Raw genomic sequence first — 18717 nt, 5'->3', positions numbered from 1 at the left:
CAATGATTACCCGTTTGCCTCGGTGGGTTGAAGCCGGGGCGTTTGTGTTAGCGCTGATCGCCGGTACCATCAATGCGATCGGTTTGTTGGGCTTTGAACATCAAGCCGTCTCCCACGTGTCAGGCACCGCGACGCAGTTTGGCTCGGGGTTGTTTGCAGGCCAATGGACACAAGTTATCCAATTGGGTGGCTTATTGTTGGCTTTTTTCCTCGGTGCCGCGATTTCCGGATGCTTATTGCATGGCAGCACGCTTAAATTGGGCCGCCATTATGACTCGGCACTGTTTGTTGAAGCTGGGCTGATTATGGTGGCGTTTTATTTTCTGTCTCGCGGGTTTGCCATTGGTCAATTGGCAGCCTCGGCAGCGTGCGGCTTGCAGAATGCGATGGCGACCACTTACAGCGGCGCGATTGTGCGCTCAACCCACTTAACCGGCATCTTTACCGATTTAGGATTGATGCTAGGGGGGAAGCTGCGCGGCAATCCAGTGGATAAGCGCAAACTGATGCTCTTTTTACTGATCACGTCTGGCTTTATCGTCGGCGGGGTAGTGGGCGCAGCGCTCTTTGCGCACTTCCATTTTGCTGCCCTGCTGTTTCCCGCAGGGTTATGTTTTGTGGTGGCTCTGTGTTATCGCGGGTATATGACACGCCAGCGTTTAGTGACCGGCACCAGCAGCAAGTAATTATACAACCCATTAACAATGCGCGTTTTCGCGCATTTTTTTATGTGTTTGTTGTGCATCGCATCCATTCTGATCGTTTCACTCACTCTTCACGGTGATTGTCGAGCCAGCTCCTTGTGGCGGTGGTTTCCCGTGTCACCATTCGCGCGCCTTTTGGCGGCTAAAAGTTTGTCTTAAATCAAACAAGTGTGAGTTTGCGTTTCGAATTCGCGCATTATGTGATGATCTCGCCGTCTTTGTGACACGGAAAATGCCACACTCCCGTTACGATACAGTAACAAGGAGGCCCCATGCCAAATAGCCAGTATATTGAAACGGATGTGGTCATCATCGGTGGGGGTGCAACCGGCACCGGCATCATGCGAGATTGCGCACTGCGTGGCATCTCATGCATTTTGCTCGAACGTGACGATATCGCGGCTGGGACATCGGGGCGCAACCATGGCTTGCTGCATTCCGGGGCTCGTTACGCAGTCACAGATACCGAATCGGCCCGTGAATGCATTCAAGAAAACACCATCCTTAAATCCGTTGCTCGCCACTGCGTGGAAGATACCAGCGGACTCTTTATCACCTTGCCGGAAGATGATTTAGCGTACCAAGACACCTTTATTGCCAGTTGCGATAAAGCCGGTATTCCGACCCGAAAACTGACACCACGTGAAGCATTAGCGTTCGAACCCAACGCGAATCCAGCGATGATTGGCGCGGTACAGGTGCCAGATGGCATTATCGATCCGTTTCGCTTGTGTGCCGCGAATGTGTTGGACGGCAAAGAGCATGGCGCCAAGGTGTTTAACCATACCCGAGTGATGGGACTAATTCGTCAAGGAGCGACGGTGCAAGGCGTCCAGTGTTTGCATACCCTCACCGGCGAGCGTTTTGCCATTATGGCCAAGCAAGTGATCAATGCCGCAGGAATTTGGGGGCAGACAATCTGCGAGTATGCCGATCTGAATATCAAAATGTTCCCCGCCAAGGGCTCATTGCTGATCCTCGACTATCGGATTAACAACCGAGTGATCAACCGCTGTCGTAAGCCAGCAGACGCTGACATCTTGGTGCCCGGTGACACCATTTCCTTAATCGGCACCACCTCTGAGCACATCGAGTACGATCAGATTGATAAGCTCGCGGTGACGCCACAAGAAGTGGATGTGCTGATGCGTGAAGGGGCTAAACTCGCTCCCATTATGGCCAATACACGCGTGTTGCGCGCCTACGCGGGCGTACGGCCGTTGGTTTCGGTAGATGATGATGGCAGTGGCCGTAATATCAGTCGTGGCATTGTGTTGCTCGACCACCAAGCACGCGATGGGCTGGAAGGCTTGATCACTATCACTGGTGGTAAGCTCATGACCTATCGTTTGATGGCCGAGCAAGCCACAGACTTGGTGGCTGAAAAGCTGGGTAACCGCAACCATTGCCAAACTGCGACCCGTCCGCTACCGGGCTCTGAGCCTTCTAAAGGGATCCGTAAAGCCAGTGCCAGCTTGGTGAAACCTGTCTATCAATCCGCCTATTACCGTCATGGTGAGCGCGTTAGCCATTTTTTAGATGAAAGTGACGATAGCCAAGCGGTAATTTGCGAATGCGAAATGGTGACCAAGGGTGAGGTGAACTATGCGATTCAATCGCTGGATGTGAAAAATCTCACCGATCTGCGTCGGCGCACCCGTCTGGGTATGGGGCCTTGTCAGGGCGAGCTGTGCAGCTATCGTGCCGCTAGCTTATTCAGTGAACTGGCTGGGATAGATGGCCAAGCCAGCGCAGGGCTGCTGGTGGGCTTTCTTGAAGAGCGCTGGAAAGGCGTGAAACCCATTTTTTGGGGTGATGCGCTACGCGAAGCCGAATTTAGCTATTGGATTTATCAAGGATTATTTGGCGCCGGTGAGGTGCCAACGCCGCCGAAGACACCACACAGTAGCGCTGAGATAAAGCGTGCTACATCGACGTCAGCGGCTGATCAGGAGGTATCACAATGATCCACTACGATATCGCAGTGATTGGTGGCGGCATTGCCGGGTTTACTGCCGCATTGCGGTCACTGGAAGCGGGCAAGAAAACCGTGATGATTAGCGCCGGACAAAGCGCGCTGCATTTTTCGTCAGGCTCGATTGATGTATTGGGCCATTTCCCCAATGGCGAGCCGGTCAGTCAGCCTTTTGAAGCGATTCCGAAACTGGTGCGCCAACATCCTGAGCATCCGTATGCCAAAGTCAGTGTAGATGAGATTACCCAGTCACTCGCTTGGTTCCAACATCAATTGAGCGCGCAAAAGGTGTGTCTGTATCACCAAGAAGATAATGCCAACCACGGCCGTATTACGCCTCTGGGCACTGTGCGACCTACGTGGCTATCGCAAGGGCATGTTTATCAGCATCGCGGCCCCCGTCGTTTCTCGGGTTTGTGTTTTGTCGCCATTGAAGGCTATCGCGATGCACAGCCGACCTTAGCGAAAGATACCATTACCGCCCAGCGTGATTTTGCATCCTGCCCAAGTCGCACCATTACTTTGTCGATTCCGGGTGCTGAGCGATTACGCCGTAACCGCAACGAGCTACGCTCGGTGGATCTTTCCCGTTTATTGGCTGAACCTGAGGCCTTTGACAGCCTGTGCGAGCAGTTAATTGCGCAATCCGGCCCAGATGAGCTGGTGATTTTACCCGCCATCATTGCCGATGTGGCAGGTGAGCGAGGTATGGATGCGCTGAAACAGCGCACCGATCGCTGTTTTCACGAAGTGCCGACCATGCCGCCCTCGCTGCTGGGGATCCGTATTGAGCGTGCGTTACAGCGGGCCTTTGCTAGCGCGGGTGGGATATTGCTGCGTGGCGATCAAGTGACCGGCGGTGAGTTTGACGACAACGGTCGCCTTACCGCCCTGCATACGCGTCAGCTCGAAGATATTCCGTTAACCGCAGAGGCGGTGATCCTGGCCACGGGCAGCTACTTTAGCCGCGGTCTCAATGCTGACCGCACCCAGGTGAGCGAACCGACGTTGGGGTTAGATATGGTGCAAAGCCCTGATCGGAGCGAGTGGCGCAACGACGACTTTTTCAGTCAGCAAAGCCACCCCTTTATGGCCTTTGGCATCAACACCGACAACCAACTACGTCCCACCGCACGCGGCAAGCGCTGCCAAAACCTGTTTGTGTGTGGTGCGGTACTCAGTGGTTACGATCCCGTCTATGAGGGCTGTGGCGGTGGCGTTGCGATCGCAACCGGCTACGCCGCCGCGCAACGTGCGCTCGCTGTGATGGCGAATGCTAAGGAGGCGTCCCATGCTAACTGAATGGCTGAAACAGCGTGACTATAGCGACCATGCGCCGCAACCCACCAGTTTTGACCAATGCATTAAATGCACGGTCTGTACTGTGTATTGTCCGGTATCAAAAGCGAATCCTGCGTATCCTGGTCCCAAAGAGTGCGGCCCAGATGGTGAGCGCCTGCGGATCAAAAACCCTGAGTATTACGATGATCTGCTCAAGTTATGCACCAACTGCAAACGCTGTGAAACCGCCTGTCCTTCCGGGGTGAAGATTGGCGATATTATCGCGGTGGCGCGTGGCAAACACGGCAAGAAAAACATCAATCCTAAGCTGATGCGTGATTACGTGCTGAGCCATACCGACTTGTTTGGCACGCTTGCTAATCCAGTCGCGCCACTGGTAAATGTGATGACCGATCTGAAACCGGTGAAAGCGGTGATGCATGCCACGATTGGGGTGGATAAACATAAATCTCTACCCAAGTATTCTTTTGGCACCTTTCGGCGCTGGATGAAAAGCCAAGCGGCGGCACAAGCGGATTATCCCAAACAAGTCAGTTACTTCCACGGTTGCTATGTGAATTTTAACAACCCGCAGCTTGGTAAAGACTTAGTGAAAGTGATGAATGCGATGGGGTATGGCGTGCAATTGCTCGAGAAACATAAGTGCTGTGGCGTGCCTCTAATTGCCAATGGCTTTTACGATAAAGCGCGCCGCAACGCGACCGCCAATACCGCGATGATTGCCGATGCGGTTGCCGAGCAACGCCCAGTGATCGCCACTTCATCATCGTGTGCGCTGACGTTAAAAGAAGAGTATCCCCATGTACTGGGAGTGGATAACGCTCATGTGGCAGGGCAAATCAGCTTTGTGACCCGCTTTTTACTCAAAGCGGCCATGAATGGCGAGATGCCCAAGCTCAACCCAATTAATAAGCGGGTGGTTTACCATACCCCTTGTCACTTGGAGCGCAGTGGTAATGCGATGTTTACCATTGAGCTGTTGCGTATGATCCCAGGGTTAGAGGTGATTGTGCTCGATAGCGAGTGTTGTGGCTTGGCCGGCACCTATGGGTTTAAAACCGAGAACTATCAAACCTCGATTGCCATTGGCAGTGGCTTATTTGCTCAGATTGAAGCCGCGCAGGCGGACTTTGCGATCACCGATTGTGAAACCTGTAAATGGCAAATTGAAGAAAACACGTCGCTGGAAGCGTTGCATCCGGTGAGTGTGCTGGCGATGGCGGTTGGAGAGCCAGCAGCGTCTTGAACGTCGCTGCAAAGAAAAAGCGCCACCCGATGCGGTGGCGCTTTTAGTCTGAGAGTGTGCTCTAGCTACTCGCTTTGGATGGTGTCGAGGCGGTGGATTTGCCCACCGACTCTGCCAGTAAAGACTTCATCACGCTGATGGTCATCAAGATCACTAACACGCTGATGGGCAGGGCAGTGACCATGTTTGCGGTTTGCAGGGCTCGTAACCCACCGGCAACCAACAATACCGCGGCGACGGCACCGATCATGGTGCCCCAGAATACCCGAAAGCGCTTGGGCGGGTTGTCATTGCCCATCGACAAAATCGTGGTCAGCACGAGGGTGCTTGAGTCTGACGAGGTAATAAACCAGCTAAATAGCAAGAAGATCATCATGGCGTTGAGAATCCAACCCCAGATCCCGCCACCAGTAATCCCGTCAGCGGTAGCAAACAGCGCCGCAGGTAAGTCCCAACCATTGACCAAATCAATAATCCCAGCGGTGCCAATCCCGGCATCGGCAACAAGCTCTTGATGCAACGCGTTACCGCCAAAAATCGCCAGCCAAGCAAAAATCATTAGGGTTGGCGCACACAGCACGCACACGACAAACTCGCGCAAGGTGCGGCCGCGAGAAATACGGGCGATAAACAGGCCAATAAAAGGCGCCCAGCCAATCCACCAACCCCAATAGAAAATGGTCCACGCGTTTTGCCACGCAGAGGGGCCTTGCGCCTCTGGGAACCACAGCCCCATCGGGATAAACTCGACCAAATAGTCGCTCAGTGAGGCACCAAAAATCTGCACTAACCAAGCCGTGGGACCGCCGAATAAAAAGTAGGCAATCACCAGTGCGGAGACGATGATGTTCCACTCAGAAATGATTCGGATCCCTTTGCCGACGCCTGAGAGAGACGACAAGATGGAAGCCACAGAAATCAATGCAATAAGAATAACTTGCGTCGTCACGCCCGGGTCGATGCTGAATAGGCGATTCAGCCCCACGGCAATCTGACTGACACCGAGCCCCAGCGAGGTGGCGACACCGAACACGCAGCCAAGCACCCCCAAGATATCGATAATATGGCCGATAGGGCCGTAAATACGATCGCCAATCAGAGGGTGCACCGTGGAACGTAGCGCGAGAGGCAGCTTTTTGCGAAACGAGAAATAGGCGAGCGCAAGGCCCACAATCACATACACCGCCCAGCCATGAAAGCCCCAATGGAAGTAGGTGACACGCAATGCATCGGCGGCGCGATCAAAGCCCATGGTGGTGGCACCGGCCATATCTGCATACGGGTTGTTGGGGTAGCCGAACGCACCACTTGTATCAAAGTAGAGCGTGGGTTCGGCTACCCCAAAAAACAGTATGCCAACGCCGACACCGGCGGAAAACAACATGGATAACCACGAGAAGGTGCTAAACTCGGGCCGGTCATCGTCATCACCTAAACGAATGTTTCCTAAACGGGTGACGGCAATCGTCAAGCTAGCGACAAGCAATAGCACCAGTACCAGCATGTAATACCAACCAAACGTCGATTCCACCCATCCACGAGCAGCGGCAAATACACGACCGGCTAAATCAGTATTAAATCCGGTAAAAAACACGAAGACACAAACCAGGAGAGTCGCGGCGATCATCATATTTTTATGAACACCTTTAAACAGGCCAGTCTGTGTGACGCAATCGGCAAACGGATGCTGCAATGTACTCGCATTGCTCGCATCCGACGTACTTCGTGTTGACATGAATCATTCCTCTTATAACAACAAAACGCGCAACAATTTACGCAACACGAACAACCTTTGCAAAAAAAAGAGTCATTAATCACATTATTTGGAGTGGAGGTGCGGAGAAAAGCAGCGAAATGGGTCGATAAGACGGCCAGTGGGGGATTGTCTTCGTACACTGAGAACGGATAAGAATTGGAATAGATTGTCTAGGAGTCAGGTGATGAAACCACAATCCGCTTCACGCGATACCATGCTGCAACTTGGGTACCTTGGCTTGCTTCCTTTTATTGGCGGCGTTCTCGTCACTTGGGCCGATCAGACCTTATTTGACCTCACTGGTGAGCAGCTTTTTTTAAGTTACAGCGCGGTGATTTTAAGCTTTTTGTCCGGCGTTTTATGGGGGAATGGTATCGATCATTTTTCTCATAAACTGAGCCGAAATGCGTTACTGCTGAGTAACTTGTTTGCACTACTGGCCTGGGGGGCGCTGATTCAAGGCGCGACGCAATACTTGATTGCTACCGGGTTGCTTGCCATCGGTTATTTAGCGGTATGGCTAGCGGAAAAATGGATCCGAAACAGCGAGAGTGGAGACACGTCCTCCGCCTATCAAACCATGCGTAGCCGCTTGACGGTGGCGGTTGTAGCTTGTCATGGATTGCTGCTTCTTGTGGTGTGAACAGAAAAAGGCCATAAACAAAAACCCTACCGAGAATGAACCTATTGCAGCAATAGGCCGTACCCGTTACTTCGTGCGTAAAAAAACAATTAACTTAATAACGGGATTAAGGGTAGTGGGGTAACCAATGACGATTATACAGTATTTACGCGTGGTGTTTCTTGCACTAGGCATTGCAGTAGCGGCGAGTGGGGCGTACTTGTTCAGCGAAATAAGCACCGTCAAGGCACAGTTTAATGATGTGGTAGAGCGTAATGTTCGACTGCTGAGCACTGTGTCTGACTTGCGTTACTACACCGTTACTTATCGCCGCTTCGCACTAGATTACGGTTTAACCGATGACAAACAAGAACATCGCGATATTCTGGTGAAAATTGAGCGCAACGACCAAGAGGTTGGCGAAGCGCTCGACCGAATGAAAGCACTCACGGTGACGGACAATAATACAGAGGCCGTAGCCACTATAGAAACGCGCCTTAACAATTACAGTGACATGCAAAACGATTACATTTCGCTTATCGATAATGGCCGACTGGGCGATGCGCGCCGCAAAATGTTGGGCCCCATGTTGGCACCGTTTGACCAGATAGTCGCAAACTTGGCGACGTTACAAGAGACGTTGGAAGACCAAGCCAATGCGATAAAGACGCGAGAATCGGAAAAAATCGAGCGATTAATTTATATCGGTATTGCCGTGATTGTCGCACTGATTGTGTTGATGGCGGGTGTGGCGTTATTGCTACAACAGCGCATACGTGGGCCACTGGCGCAGCTGGTTACCCAGATGCAACGGGTGGAAAGCGGTGATCTTACCCAACGTTTGGATCTCGACACGTTTAACCGCGACGAGTTGGGGCAAGCAGCTCATACCTTTGCGCAAATGCAAGAAAGCATTACAGCGTTGATTGGATCTTTAGTGAAAGGCACTCAGCGTTTACAAACAGTGAGTGATGAATTGTCGACCCAGGTGAGTCACACCGTGAACAGTGTTGAACAACAGCGGGGTGAACTATCACAGCTTGCCAGTGCGATGACACAAATGGAGTCTACGTTTGGAGAAGTGGCGAGCAATACGGTGAATGCCGCGGAGCACACTGATAAGACGCGTGAATACGCGGAGCAAGGCCGGCAGACCTTTGAACAATCTTATCAGCAAAGCGTGGCGGCAAAAGATCAAGTTAACGAAGCATCACAAGTGATTGAAGCGTTAACTGAAGACAGTGAGAATATTGGCAAAGTCTCGGAAGTGATTAGTACCATCGCCGAGCAAACTAACTTGCTTGCACTCAACGCGGCCATTGAAGCAGCTCGCGCGGGCGAAGCGGGTCGAGGCTTTGCAGTCGTGGCTGACGAAGTGCGTGGGTTGGCGACCAAAACCCAATCATCGACCGATGAAATTAATCAAATTATCGAGGGGCTTCAAACCAAAGCGCGTCAAGCCTACAAAGTGATGAGCGATAGCCAAACCCTGACACAAAAAGGGCTGGATGATGCTAAGCGTGCGGCAGAAGCGATTGATACCATTAATGATGCCACGCAGCAGGTATCAGAAATGACCGGTGCGATTGCTACCGCAACCGAAGAGCAAACCACAGCAGCGGCCGACCTGAACCAAAATGTGTCGGTGATTCACCGTGCAGCGGAGTCGCTTGCCGAGACCGCAGAGCAAACCCGTCAAGCCTATGAGCGCTTGGAAAAAGAAAACGCGAGTATCAAAGAGCAAGCGGAAGCCTTTAGGCTATAGCAGTACTCACCGACATCATCCACCAACAGAAAGTGCGCTAAATGGCGCACTTTTTTATTCCCGCAGCAAACGCATTAGCGAAACAAATATCTCAACGAAACAAATACAAAGATAAAAAATAATTGATGCTTTGATTGACCGCTCGGAGCACGGCAACCAAGCCGGCATCACTGTTCTCGGTCACGTCCCAAGGCACAAACTTTCCGTAACGGGGCAACGGTAATCCAGATTGCACAGCGGCGGGGTTAACGGCGACCAGGTAGTCAACATACTCTAATGTCAACCCAGATAGAGGAACGGGGGCGAGCCCCGAGGTAGAGATTTGAAACTGGATAAGTGCCTTCGACGCTTGTGCTGTCGGCATGGTGGCTGTGGTATAGGCGCAGTGAATATCAAAAAAACTGTCTGCTTTGTTTTTCATTACCGCGGCGGCCATCAAAGAGGCCCCGAGCTTACCATCGCATAAAAATAAAACCACTGGCTTACCCAGCGCGGTATCACCATGTACGGGTGTCTCGTCGGCACGCGCGCCTAACGAGACTTTGTCTTTGGCATCTATCATTGCCTTTACTCATCTAAAAAGTGGAAGACAGGACGTGCAATGGCGCATCTAGCCAACGCGCATCAGCCCTGGATGAGTTTATCCTAGCCCGCCATACACACAGCGCCAGCGTGGTAAAAACAACTTTTGAATCTGTTACCAATGCGTGGCGCTGTCATCAAACCTTCATGATTGCATAAAGGAACTGTCACTTTGTGCTCTTAATGTGTCTCCCCGTTAACCGAGTTCTTCGTTATGTGTAGATAAACTGATTTGCACAGCACTAACTTAAATAATCGACTTGGAGGTTGATGTGAAACTTAAAGCTCTCTTTGCAGCTACTACAGTATCAATGGCCGTGCTGGCCTCAGGTAGCGCAACGGCCGCAAACCGTGATTACATTAGCATCGTTGGCTCTTCTACCGTTTACCCTTTTGCTACTGTAGTTGCTGAGCGCTTCGGTCGCACGTCGCAATACTCAGTACCTAAAATCGAATCAACCGGTTCAGGCGGCGGTCTTAAGCTGTTCTGTGCAGGCGTCGGTGAAAACACCCCAGATATCACTAACGCATCACGTAAAATCAAAAGCTCGGAAATTGACCGTTGTAAATCAAACGGCGTGGACGACATCGTTGAAATCAAAATCGGTTATGACGGCATCGCGCTGGCGAACTCGAAAATGTCTCCACAATATGACTTGAGCTTGAAAGAGATCTACACCGCGCTTGCCAAAACTGTGCCAGACGGTAACGGCAACTTCATCGATAACCCAAATGACACGTGGAAAGACGTGAACCCATCACTGCCTAACACCAAAATTGAAGTGCTAGGTCCACCACCAACATCAGGTACGCGTGACGCCTTTGTTGAGCTAGCAATGGAAGCGGGCTGTGCCGAATACCCAGAAGTGGCAGCGCTTGAAGACAGCAACGAAGACAAGTTCAAAGCGATTTGTCACGGCATGCGTGAAGATGGTGCGTTCATCGAAGCGGGCGAGAACGATAACCTTATCGTGCAAAAGCTTGAAGCAAACCCAGATGCACTTGGCATCTTCGGTTACAGCTTCCTAGAGCAAAACGCCGACAAGGTACAAGGCTCAAAAATCGCGGGTGTTGAACCGACGTTTGACGCGATTGGTAGTGGCGAGTATCCCGTATCACGTTCACTGTACTTCTACGTGAAAAAAGCACACGAAGACGTGATTCCAGGTCTTAAAGACTACGTGAGCGCATTCACTGCTGAAGATGCCATCGGCAACATGGGTTACTTGGCTGACCGTGGCCTTATCCCACTCGACAACAGTGAATGGAAACAAGTACGCAGCGCCGCAGTTGACCTAAAACCAAACCTGTAAGCGCAGTGTGAACACGAAAGGGTGGCACACATGAGGTGCCACCTTTGTGCGTGTTCAGGAGGAACAATGACAACACCCATGCTGATGACCGTAATTGCTGTCATTGCAATTTCAGGCTTTTTTATTGCTCGATCACGCTCAATCAAGCTCGCCGATACGGCAGGCGGATTGAGTAAGCTTCATTCTCGTCCTAATTATTACGGCTCTTATGTTGCGATTCTCGCGGCTATTCCGGCACTGGTTCTCTTATTGTTGTGGCAAGCGGTAGAACCCAACTTGATCCACAGTTTGGTGATGGCACAGATATCTGATTCGTATGTGACGCAGTTCGGCAATGTCGACTTGCTATACAGTCAGATTGGAAACGTTGCTCGTGGCATCACCCAAACTGACGATGCTGTCTTGTTGGCAGCGGCTGACCATTATCAAATGCTGAACCAACTGGGAACGACATTGCGCTTCACCGCAATGACATCGCTCGCGTTAGCGGGGTTAGCTTTTGGCTGGCGCTCTCTGCGATTACGTCTTCGTGCTCGAAATCGAGTAGAAAATGTGATGCAGGCTTTTCTGCTGCTTTGTTCAACACTCGCCATTTTAACCACACTGGGCATTGTGCTCTCGGTGCTGTTTGAGGCGCTACGCTTTTTCCAAATGATCCCGGTCACTGAGTTTATCTTTGGTACTGAGTGGTCACCGCAAATTGCCTTGCGCGCCGATCAACAAGCGGCCAGCGGCTCGTTTGGTGCGATTCCGCTGTTTACCGGCACTTTGATGATCTCGTTTATCGCCATGTGTATCGCGGCGCCAGTCGGGTTGATGAGTGCGATCTATTTGGCCGAATATGCATCGCCGCGTGTGCGGGGTATCGTCAAACCGATTTTGGAAATCCTCGCGGGAATTCCAACCGTGGTTTATGGCTTCTTCGCAGCATTGGTCGCCGCACCGTTTATCCGTGATGTGGCACAGGCGATCGGCTTTAGCAGTGCGTCGTCAGAGAGTGCATTGGCTGCCGGTGCGGTGATGGGGATCATGATTATTCCTTTCGTTTCGTCATTGTCAGACGATGTGATCACCGCCGTACCGCAATCTTTGCGTGATGGCTCGTTCGGGCTGGGTGCCACGCCGTCAGAAACGGTTCGCAAGGTTGTTTTACCGGCTGCGTTACCCGGCATTGTGGGCGGCTTATTGCTGGCTGTCTCACGTGCAATCGGCGAAACCATGATTGTGGTGATGGCGGCGGGTCTGTCTGCGAATCTAACGGCTAATCCACTTGACTCAGTGACCACAGTAACGGTGCAAATTGTCACGCTACTCGTGGGTGACCAAGAATTTGATAGTCCAAAAACCTTGGCAGCGTTTGCTTTGGGTCTGACGTTATTTGTTGTGACGCTCGCACTTAACGTTATTGCGCTGAACATCGTGAAGAAATACCGGGAACAATATGACTGATAGAATCGAAAAACTGGCGCAAGAAAAGCGCGCAAGGGTAAAGGCCAGCTTAGCAAAGCGCCGCGGGAAAGAAGGACGTTTCCGTTTTTACGGTATCGGCTCTATTTTCCTTGCGTTTACCTTCTTGGTTTTATTGCTCGGCTCGATCGTCTCGCAAGGCTACACGGCTTTCTACACCACGGAAATTCGCTTGACCGTTGATTTAAGTGAAGAAAATCTAGGGATTGAAGGCAAGCCATTAAACGACGAAACCCTTAAATACCTGGGTTATCGCTCAGTGCTGGCAGATGCCATTTTTGATGCCATGCCGGAGGTGACGTCGCGCGGTGACAAACGTGAGCTGTTCCGTTTCCTGTCTAACGGCGCCGAGTACGACTTGCGCGACCGTGTGGCGGCCAATCCTGACCTGGTGGGCCAAGAGATCGAAATTTGGGCACTCGCGGGCGACAACGTCAACCAGTTTAATAAAGGCAATATTGATGGCAGCTTGCCGGAGTCTTATCGCCAGTTTAAAGACAAACACATTGGTTGGTTCAACCAGCTTAAAGAAGACGATCGTGTTCGCACCGTGTTTAACTCGCGCTTTTTCACCAATGGTGACAGCCGTGATGCTGAACTTGCGGGGATCTGGGGCGCGACCGTAGGCTCTTTCTACACGCTGCTGGTGACACTGGCATTAAGCTTCCCCATTGGGGTAGCGGCCGCGATTTACCTGGAAGAGTTCGCACCACGTAATCGCATCACTGAGATTATTGAAATCAACATCAATAATCTGGCTGCGGTACCGTCGATCGTGTTTGGTTTGCTGGGCTTAGCCGTGTTCCTCAACTTTGCCGATCTGCCGCGTTCTGCGCCGGTTGTTGGCGGCTTGGTACTGACACTGATGACATTGCCAACCATCATTATCTCGAGCCGTGCCTCTATCAAAGCGGTACCGCCATCGGTACGTGATGCTGCCTTGGGTGTGGGTGCATCGAAAATGCAAATGGTGATTCATCATGTGTTGCCATTAGCCATGCCTGGCATGCTGACCGGCACCATTATCGGCATGGCACAAGCGCTGGGTGAAACCGCGCCGCTACTGATGATTGGTATGGTGGCCTTTATCGTGGATATCCCCTCAGGGCCCCTTGATGCTGCCACTGCGTTACCCGTTCAAATCTATTTATGGGCAGAGAATCCTGAAAAGGGCTTTGTCGAAAACACCTCTGGCGCAATCATGGTATTGCTGGCATTCCTTGCTCTGATGAATGCCTGTGCCGTGATTCTGCGTAAGCGTCTTGAGCGACGCTGGTAAGTCGGGAGAAACAACCATGACGACGACAACAATGAACAACCTAGCCATGACCGAAGAAGTAGTAGAAACCACGCCGCAAAACACGGCGGCACCGACTGAGACGTGTGGTGTGCCTTTTGTAGAAAACCCGCGTATGACGGCCCGTAATGTTTTTGTGAATTACGAGAACGGCTCAAAATCAGCGATCACCGATGTCAGCCTGGATATTGGTGAAAAAGAAGTCTTGGCGATGATTGGCCCGTCAGGCTGTGGTAAATCCACCTTCTTGCGCTGCCTCAACCGCATGAATGATACCATTCCTGGCTGCCAAGTGTCGGGCGATATTATTTTGGATGGCGAAGATATCTATCATCGTGACACCGAAATTGTTGAGCTGCGCTCGCAAGTGGGCATGGTATTCCAGCGTCCTAACCCGTTCCCGAAATCGGTTTACGATAACGTGGCATATGGCCCACGTATTCACGGCCTGGTTGACGGCAAAGATGAGTTAGATGGCCTGGTCGAGCAATCACTGACGCGCGCAGGGCTTTGGAACGAAGTGAAAGACCGTCTGGATCAACCAGCAACAGGCCTATCAGGCGGCCAGCAGCAGCGTCTATGTATCGCACGTACTATTGCGGTCGCACCGGAAGTGATCTTGATGGATGAGCCTTGTTCGGCGCTTGACCCCATTGCCACCGGTATCATTGAAGAGCTGATTGCCGATCTGAAGAAAAACTTCAGCATCGTGATCGTCACGCACTCGATGCAGCAAGCGGCACGTGTGTCTGATCGCACCGCTTACTTCCACCTAGGCGACTTGGTTGAAGTAAACAGCACACAAAAAGTCTTTAATGACCCTGAGCACAAACTGACCTCTGATTACATTAACGGTCGTTTTGGTTAAGCCGAGATGGCGCTGACCCAGCGCCATTGGTTATAGAGCAGGGGTGTTTGCCGATTATTTCGGCGTTTAGCGATAAAAGTGCAAAAAGTCACTTTACATCAGCCACCTCTGCTCATACTATACGACCCGTTCCGGAGAGATGGCTGAGTGGTTGAAAGCACCGGTCTTGAAAACCGGCAAGGGTTAATAGCCCTTCTAGGGTTCAAATCCCTATCTCTCCGCCACATACTAAAAAACCGCTGATTATTCAGCGGTTTTTTTCGTTTATGCCCCACAAACATCCAAACCCTGACCTCACCAACATTTTAGGCGATTCTGTCTAAACAGCTATTCTGCACTTTGGTATTCTAACCCCTTATATTTCTGCCTCTTACATGGTCTTTTGGATGCCGCTAACCGAAGGGCGGTAGCGTGGGCGTTAAAGCAAATCCATTGGGCTTGTTGTGCCCGCAAATTGTTGCCCGATCACATGGGTATAGATCTGCGTGGTAGAGAGGTCGGTATGGCCCAATAAGGTTTGAATGGTGCGAATATCGTAACCAGCCAAAAGCATCTGTGTGGCAAAGCTATGGCGAAACGTATGACAGGTAACGTGCTTATGGGTGATGTCGACCTTTTGCACCGCACGATTTAAGGCTTTACGCAATCTTACCTAGCGGTTGGTTTAAAAACTGGTTGTAAAGAAAGGCTAGTGCATTGAGAGCTACCTTTTGTGTGTTCGGTGAAACTTGCTGCGCATTTGCCAAATAAGACAGAAACGTTTTTACATCCTCGTCACTGAGCTCTGTAGGGTGTTGCTTATGATGGAAAAAGATAAATCGACGAACCCAGTACAAGTAATTTTTCTCGGTTTTGATCGCATAGCCTCGTCGCCTAATCTCATGCTGAAGGCTTGCCATAAAAGGACTTTTGGTCATGATCTTTTCCCTCCACCCAAGACTGTATATTCATACAGTCTATCGGTAAGGAAAGCCAAATAGTGTGCACACTTTTTCGAGACACATTCACATTATCGCTGAAAGAGAAATTATTAGTGCAATATAATCAGAGGGTTACAAATTATCCTTTGAGGATAGTGTGAACGCCTTGTCCGGGATAGGCGGCATGCACACTTTCGCAGTCAAGGTGATTGCTTCAAGCGTTAAAAATGTGTTTAATCATAAGTAGTTAGATGAAAAAAGGCGCGTATAACGGTTTGGGAAAATCGAGCGCGCGCACTAATACAATGTTAGCAGTACAGGGGGCATATGAAGTACAAAAAAAATATGAAAGCTGTCGATGTTGGTATTGTTGATAATCAAGAATATAAGTTCACTTGGCGTCAACATTTTCTACCATACTCATCCATGAAACGCTTTTGCGACGAGAACGGAAAGCTTAATGTAATAAATAAGTTGAAAGTGCAGGTTAATTTCAGAAAGTTAGACCGTTATGAGTCTGGCGCCGTTGCAGCTAGAGCATGGACTCAAAAAACGGAGAAGCAAATTTTTAATAGTATCGAAACTTCATATTTTGAACTTTCAAAGAGTATATGCAGCGGTCAGGACTGTCTGACAAAAAAAGACCATCAAACACTGACAAATTATATTAGTCTTTGGGCGGCAAGGTTCAATTACAGAGTAAATGATCAGAAAAAACACCTCTTAAATGGTATCTCTGAACCACAGCTTACGCAGCATCAGGTACAAAACCTTGAGCAAAGAGGCCAGACAGTTAGTGGTGTTATTCAATCTTATGAATTGAATAGTTCTCTAGCTCAAACAGAGTATGATGCGAATAGACTTAAGCTCGGAAATGTGAAGTGGCGGATCTATCGTTTGGTTGCGCTTGATTGCATACTTCCAGATACAGTTAGTAACACACTCGCACTGCCAATAGCACCAAATATTGTAGCTTTGCCTGTTGGTTCTAGTCTTGATGTCATGTCTAAAGAATCCATATCATCGCTTAATCTACAACTTATAGATGGTAGTGAAGAGTACTACTATGCGAAAGATATCTCTCGACTAATATACTGCTAACAAGCAATTTAAGAGGGATTCACAACGCTTGGCATTTTTGCTTCTACTTCTAATTTTGTGTTTACGGTACAATGCTTTAAGTTGGGTGGTGGCGTTGTTCACCCCTTAATTGGGCGTTAGATTTACTAAAGAACAACAGAGTGATACTGTGAGCATGTGATACCTAGGAGTGCTTATGTCAATTATTTCTATTGGTTACAGTCGCAGAAGTATTCGGGAGTTTATAGAGGCATTAGTCGAGTACGATGTTAAGTACTTGATAGATGTTAGAACTAAACCATTTTCTAAATATCACCCTGAGTTTAACAAAGACCTCCTAGAAGCAACCTTGAAAAATGCCGGAATAAAATATGTTTTTATGGGTGATAGTGTTGGTGGTCTTCCAAGTGACTCACAGTGTTACACTGAAGGAAAAGTTGACTATCGAAAAACAGCAGATAGTAATGTTTTTAAACACGGATTAGAGCGGTTAATTAAAGCCAATGATTTAGATGTTAATGTTTCGATTATGTGTGCGGAAATGAAACCTGAACAGTGTCATCGTTCAAAGTTAATTGGAGAGGAACTCACAAAAAAAGGCATAAATATAAATCATTTAGATGAAGGAAATGTTATTCGAACGCAAAAAGAAATAATAGAGAGAATCACAAAAGGTCAATATTCCATGTTTGACGATGAATTTACATCAGTTAAAAAGTATAGGTGACCAATGAAAATATTCACGATCGGTGCTTATGGAAAAAGTGAAGATGAGTTTTTTAACTCGATAATAGAAAACGGAATCACTTATTTTTTTGATATTAGGCAACGTAGAGGCGTCAGAGGATCAAAATATAAGTTCGTAAATAGCAAGTACTTACAAAGCAAGCTGTCTGAACTTGGTGTACAGTATTTTCATATAAAAGACCTAGCTCCAACAACAGAAATAAGACAGATTCAAAAAAAACAAGATTCCGTAACTAATACAATAAAACGTGAACGGCAGTTACTAAGCAACGAGTTTTGTTCCACATATAACCAATTAATCTTAAACAACCATCAGTTCAAAAAAGAAATTACCGAAATTAACAACGGAGAGACAGTTGTGTTTTTCTGTGTTGAAGCAGAACCCTTGGCATGTCACCGGAGCTTGGTTACAGAAAAACTTAACAAATTAAACTCTTCACTGGAGGTTGTCCATTTATGAATAAAGTTGTTGTTACATCAAAAACTCGAATGTCGCATGGTTACTGCGTTGGTGGGTATGATTTGTCAAATGGAAAATATATTCGATTGTTAAAAATAAATGGCAGCAATCAAGGTTATGATACTCAGTTTGAAATTGGTGAACTTTGGAGACTGAGTTATACACCACGTCAAGATGTTATCCCACCGCATGTTGAAGATGTATTGGTAACTAAACAGCAATATATTAGAACTATCGATGATCTTTCGGACTATATTCAGCGTCGTATAACGCCATATAATGGGTATATTACCGGACTTTTTGATAACACATTAGGTTTTACGAACAACGGTGGATTATATGTAAATGGCTCTAAAGGCTTACCTACAAATAGTGTAGGTTTTTGGCTAATTCCAGAAGAGTTACAAATGGTCAAAGGTGCTGGCGATCGTATTCGATATAAAGTTAGAAATGCATTATATGAAATGCCTTACGTTGGGTTACAGCCGGCACTAAACTCAATTCCAGCTGGGACGTTAGTCCGAGTATCTCTGGCAAGATGGTGGACACCTGACCCTGATAGTTGCGAAGAAAGGTGTTACGTTCAGTTGTCTGGTTGGTACTAAAAATCTAA

Annotated in this window: 18 protein-coding genes and 1 tRNA gene; 15 read left to right on the top strand and 4 right to left on the bottom strand. The window is 49.2% G+C overall.

What is annotated here, in order from left to right:
* Nucleotides 1-2 precede the first annotated feature (2 nt).
* The 4 genes from N8M53_RS07905 to glpC all read left to right on the top strand — a co-directional run bounded on the left by N8M53_RS07905 (nucleotide 3) and on the right by glpC (nucleotide 5227).
* On the top strand, nucleotides 3-686 hold the full coding sequence (locus N8M53_RS07905) for a YoaK family protein (RefSeq protein WP_077607421.1): 684 nt from the start codon (nucleotides 3-5) through the stop codon (nucleotides 684-686).
* 290 nt (nucleotides 687-976) lie between these two features.
* A complete protein-coding gene (gene glpA / locus N8M53_RS07900) occupies nucleotides 977-2671 on the top strand; it encodes an anaerobic glycerol-3-phosphate dehydrogenase subunit A (protein ID WP_269578380.1) in 1695 nt (564 codons plus the stop codon).
* Nucleotides 2668-3981, top strand: coding sequence for a glycerol-3-phosphate dehydrogenase subunit GlpB (glpB, locus tag N8M53_RS07895; protein WP_269578379.1), 1314 nt, complete (start codon nucleotides 2668-2670; stop codon nucleotides 3979-3981). Before glpA ends, glpB begins: the two co-directional genes overlap by 4 nt.
* Entirely contained in the window at nucleotides 3971-5227 is a 1257-nt protein-coding gene (gene glpC / locus N8M53_RS07890) for an anaerobic glycerol-3-phosphate dehydrogenase subunit GlpC (protein ID WP_269578378.1), read from the top strand. Before glpB ends, glpC begins: the two co-directional genes overlap by 11 nt.
* 61 nt (nucleotides 5228-5288) lie before the next feature.
* Here the strand turns inward: glpC and N8M53_RS07885 are convergent, their stop codons facing one another.
* Nucleotides 5289-6962: a BCCT family transporter gene (locus N8M53_RS07885; protein WP_077607417.1), complete on the bottom strand. Its 1674-nt coding sequence runs from the start codon at nucleotides 6960-6962 to the stop codon at nucleotides 5289-5291.
* A 205-nt stretch (nucleotides 6963-7167) separates the two neighbouring features.
* Between N8M53_RS07885 and N8M53_RS07880 the strand changes: the two genes are divergently transcribed.
* Nucleotides 7168-7626 carry a DUF3429 domain-containing protein gene (locus N8M53_RS07880; RefSeq protein WP_269578377.1) on the top strand — a complete coding sequence of 153 codons (459 nt, stop codon included), beginning with the start codon at nucleotides 7168-7170 and terminating at the stop codon, nucleotides 7624-7626.
* 127 nt (nucleotides 7627-7753) lie between these two features.
* Nucleotides 7754-9370: a methyl-accepting chemotaxis protein gene (locus tag N8M53_RS07875; RefSeq protein ID WP_269578376.1), complete on the top strand. Its 1617-nt coding sequence runs from the start codon at nucleotides 7754-7756 to the stop codon at nucleotides 9368-9370.
* Between the two features lie 91 nt (nucleotides 9371-9461).
* On the opposite strand, the gene N8M53_RS07870 is transcribed toward N8M53_RS07875, so the two are convergent.
* Entirely contained in the window at nucleotides 9462-9932 is a 471-nt protein-coding gene (locus N8M53_RS07870) for a hypothetical protein (protein ID WP_269578375.1), read from the bottom strand.
* 292 nt (nucleotides 9933-10224) lie between these two features.
* Here N8M53_RS07870 and N8M53_RS07865 point away from each other — a divergent pair, with 292 nt between their 5' ends.
* The 5 genes from N8M53_RS07865 to N8M53_RS07845 all read left to right on the top strand — a co-directional run bounded on the left by N8M53_RS07865 (nucleotide 10225) and on the right by N8M53_RS07845 (nucleotide 15121).
* Nucleotides 10225-11265, top strand: coding sequence for a substrate-binding domain-containing protein (locus N8M53_RS07865; RefSeq protein ID WP_077607414.1), 1041 nt, complete (start codon nucleotides 10225-10227; stop codon nucleotides 11263-11265).
* Between the two features lie 66 nt (nucleotides 11266-11331).
* On the top strand, nucleotides 11332-12714 hold the full coding sequence (pstC, locus tag N8M53_RS07860) for a phosphate ABC transporter permease subunit PstC (RefSeq protein ID WP_077607413.1): 1383 nt from the start codon (nucleotides 11332-11334) through the stop codon (nucleotides 12712-12714).
* Nucleotides 12707-14011 carry a phosphate ABC transporter permease PstA gene (gene pstA, locus N8M53_RS07855; protein ID WP_077607412.1) on the top strand — a complete coding sequence of 435 codons (1305 nt, stop codon included), beginning with the start codon at nucleotides 12707-12709 and terminating at the stop codon, nucleotides 14009-14011. Before pstC ends, pstA begins: the two co-directional genes overlap by 8 nt.
* 133 nt (nucleotides 14012-14144) lie before the next feature.
* Entirely contained in the window at nucleotides 14145-14897 is a 753-nt protein-coding gene (pstB, locus tag N8M53_RS07850) for a phosphate ABC transporter ATP-binding protein PstB (protein ID WP_241828133.1), read from the top strand.
* Nucleotides 14898-15030: 133 nt separating this feature from the next.
* A tRNA-Ser gene (locus tag N8M53_RS07845) sits at nucleotides 15031-15121 on the top strand.
* Nucleotides 15122-15315: 194 nt separating this feature from the next.
* On the opposite strand, the gene N8M53_RS15775 is transcribed toward N8M53_RS07845, so the two are convergent.
* Nucleotides 15316-15543: a tyrosine-type recombinase/integrase gene (locus tag N8M53_RS15775; RefSeq protein ID WP_420066576.1), complete on the bottom strand. Its 228-nt coding sequence runs from the start codon at nucleotides 15541-15543 to the stop codon at nucleotides 15316-15318.
* A complete protein-coding gene (locus N8M53_RS15770) occupies nucleotides 15536-15814 on the bottom strand; it encodes a site-specific integrase (protein ID WP_420066575.1) in 279 nt (92 codons plus the stop codon). The genes N8M53_RS15775 and N8M53_RS15770 overlap by 8 nt, the downstream gene beginning before the upstream one ends.
* 330 nt (nucleotides 15815-16144) lie before the next feature.
* On the opposite strand from N8M53_RS15770, the gene N8M53_RS07835 reads away from it, so the two are divergent.
* From N8M53_RS07835 to N8M53_RS07820, 4 genes are all read left to right on the top strand, one after another.
* Entirely contained in the window at nucleotides 16145-16918 is a 774-nt protein-coding gene (locus tag N8M53_RS07835; protein ID WP_269578374.1) for a hypothetical protein, read from the top strand.
* Nucleotides 16919-17093: 175 nt separating this feature from the next.
* On the top strand, nucleotides 17094-17624 hold the full coding sequence (locus tag N8M53_RS07830) for a DUF488 family protein (RefSeq protein WP_269578373.1): 531 nt from the start codon (nucleotides 17094-17096) through the stop codon (nucleotides 17622-17624).
* Between the two features lie 3 nt (nucleotides 17625-17627).
* Nucleotides 17628-18104: a DUF488 family protein gene (locus N8M53_RS07825; RefSeq protein ID WP_269578372.1), complete on the top strand. Its 477-nt coding sequence runs from the start codon at nucleotides 17628-17630 to the stop codon at nucleotides 18102-18104.
* Nucleotides 18101-18709 carry a dual OB domain-containing protein gene (locus tag N8M53_RS07820; protein ID WP_269578371.1) on the top strand — a complete coding sequence of 203 codons (609 nt, stop codon included), beginning with the start codon at nucleotides 18101-18103 and terminating at the stop codon, nucleotides 18707-18709. Before N8M53_RS07825 ends, N8M53_RS07820 begins: the two co-directional genes overlap by 4 nt.
* Nucleotides 18710-18717: the final 8 nt, after the last annotated feature.

Source organism: Salinivibrio kushneri, from assembly GCF_027286325.1.
Taxonomy (GTDB): Bacteria; Pseudomonadota; Gammaproteobacteria; order Enterobacterales; family Vibrionaceae; genus Salinivibrio; species Salinivibrio kushneri_A.
The sequence above is the reverse complement of the archived record's forward strand: the minus strand, read 5'-3'. Positions and strand labels throughout refer to the sequence as shown.